General features: G+C 61.7%; 2 protein-coding genes and 1 pseudogene. 1 reads left to right on the top strand and 2 read right to left on the bottom strand.

Features of this window, described 5'->3' with window-relative positions; genetic code table 11:
• The coding region (locus L0H65_RS18255) for an aldehyde dehydrogenase family protein (protein ID WP_301460634.1) at positions 1-856 on the bottom strand (856 nt) is incomplete at its 3' end.
• 172 nt (positions 857-1,028) lie between these two features.
• Here L0H65_RS18255 and L0H65_RS18260 point away from each other — a divergent pair.
• On the top strand, positions 1,029-2,063 hold the full coding sequence (locus L0H65_RS18260; protein ID WP_301460635.1) for an Ldh family oxidoreductase: 1,035 nt from the start codon (positions 1,029-1,031) through the stop codon (positions 2,061-2,063).
• Positions 2,064-2,126: 63 nt separating this feature from the next.
• On the opposite strand, the pseudogene L0H65_RS18265 reads toward L0H65_RS18260, so the two are convergent.
• Positions 2,127-2,493 (bottom strand): annotated as a pseudogene (locus L0H65_RS18265) (dihydrodipicolinate synthase family protein); the annotation flags it as partial.

The raw sequence follows: 2,493 nt of genomic DNA on the forward strand, positions 1-2,493 counted from the left end.
CGCACAGCGCCTCCGCCCGCGCCTCAGTCGCTTTTGGCAACAGAAACATAGGGTTGACCGAGCCGAGTTCACCAAAGAACGGGATCGGTTCGGGGCGCTGTGCGCACAGGTCAAACAGCGCGCGTCCACCCGCAAGGCTGCCGGTAAAGCCAACCGCCTTAATCAGCGGATGCTGTACAAGCGAGGTGCCAACATCACGCTTGCCGCCTTGGATCAGAGAGAACACACCCTTCGGCATCCCGGTCTTTTCCACGGCTGCCTTGATTGCTTCGGCGACGATTTCGGCAGTGCCGGGATGGGCGGAATGGCCTTTGACCACCACCGGGCAGCCCGCAGCCAAAGCCGCAGCGGTATCACCGCCAGCGGTGGAGAAGGCGAGCGGGAAGTTGGACGCACCAAACACCGCAACCGGGCCGATGGGTTGCTGCACCATCACGATCTCGGGGCGCGGGGCGGGTTGACGATCTGGCTGCGCCGCGTCATGGCGACGGTCGAGGTAGTCGCCTTTCAGGATATGGTCGGCAAACAGGCGCAACTGACCCACAGTGCGTCCACGCTCCCCCTGCAAACGCGCAGTGGGAAGTCCGGTTTCGGCACTTCCGACTTCGGTGATGGCATCGGCGCGGGCCTCGATCTCATCCGCGATGGCGTTCAGAAACGCCGCGCGATCTTTTCGGCTGGTGGCCGAATAGGTCCAGAACGCTTCCTCAGCCGCCTCGGCGGCGCGGTTGACGAGATCCACGGTGCCGACCGAGTAGCTGTGCGCCGGACCGGTTGCCGGTTCGGATTGAAAGCTCTGGCCCCCGCCGACCCATTCGCCAGCGATCAAGTGTTTTCCGTGCGGAGTGAATGTCATATTCGCGCCCTTTCGTGCTATTCCGATGGCCCATCGACGGGTCGGCGGAGGAATGTCAGGATTGCAGCAGGCGGCTTGCGCCTGCGCTTGGTTCATGCATACAATATGTATGCAAAATTGCAACCCATTTCCACCTCGCGACGCCGCGCTTCGATAAAAAAAGGAATCTGACATGACCGATACAACCACGCTGACCCCCGCCGCGCTTCTGCAACTTGTCGAAGGAATTTTTCTGAACGCCGGTCTTGCGCCGGTTCAGGCCGGGCCGGTGGCGCGGGTGATCGTTGCGGGGGAGCGGGATGCCTGCAAATCGCATGGTGTCTACCGGATCGAGGGCTGCCTGCGCACCATGAAGCAAGGCAAAGTGAACCCTGACGCGCAACCCGAACTGACCCAGGACGAAAGCGCAATTGTGCGGGTCGATGCCAAAGGCGGCTTTGCCAACGCGGCGTTTGAAATGGGTGCGCCGGTGCTGGCGGAACGGGCGAAGGCGCTGGGGCTGGCGGCTCTGGTCATCAATGACTGCACGCATTTTTCGGCACTTTGGCCGGAGGTAGAGGCACTCACCGCTTATGGATTGGCGGCAATCGCGATGTGCCCCAGCTATGCGACGGTGGCGCCCACCGGGGGCACGAAGGCGCTAATGGGCACAAACCCGTTGGGCTTTGGCTGGCCGCGCAAGGGCCACCCGCCGTATGTGTTCGATTTCGCGACCAGTGTTGCCGCGCGAGGCGAGGTGGAATTGCACCGCATTGCCGGAAAGCCCCTGCCAGAAGGTTGGGCCGTCGATGCGAATGGTGCGCCGACGGTGGACCCGACGGCGGCCCTTGCGGGGGCGATGCTGCCCTTTGGTGGGCATAAGGGCTCCGCGATTTCGATGATGATCGAATTGCTGGCGGGGGTGATGATCGGCGACATGACCAGTCCGGAGGCGCTGGAGTTTCTCGGAGCGACCAATATCGCGCCGCGCCATGGCGAGTTGATCATCGCCTTCAGCCCTGATCGCTTTGCCGCGACGAAGGGAGGGGTGGACCTGAGCAGGGCGGAGGCGTTGTTTGACGCAGTTTTGGGGCAAGGCGCGCGGCTGCCGTCGCAACGCCGCTTTGCCGCTCGGGCGATATCCGATGCCGAAGGAATCACGTTGACGGCGGATGAAATGGCGATTCTGGATCGTTTGCAAAAGGGCGGATTGGCTGCGGTGTCCTGAAAGCCCGCGTTGAAATGCATAAGGCCCGCCGGTTTGGCGGGCCTTATGGTGTTGAGTAACGCTTCAGGCAGTTGCGCCCGGCAGTTTCGACCATTCTGCATACCAGGTCTTGAAGAGTTCCAGCTGCCGCTTGGCAAAACCTTTCTGGCTTTCCGACAGCTCATCGGTTTCGATGAAATGCAGCGTGTATTCGGGGTCGCCCTGCAAAACCAACAGGTATTTGAAGAACAACACCAGATCAACGCCTTCATCGAATTTCGACAGCACGGCAAGCGCGGATTCCAACTCCTCGGCGCGCTGACGGGCAAGCGCACCACCCTTGGCAGCAGCTTCGGACAAGCGGACGAGGTTCAGAATCTCCTCCGGCAACACGCCGCCGATGCCGGTGATCGCACCGGTGGCACCACAATTGACGAACCCATGCACAACG

Source organism: Pseudorhodobacter sp., assembly GCF_030452865.1.
In the GTDB taxonomy this organism is placed as follows: domain Bacteria; phylum Pseudomonadota; class Alphaproteobacteria; order Rhodobacterales; family Rhodobacteraceae; genus Pseudorhodobacter.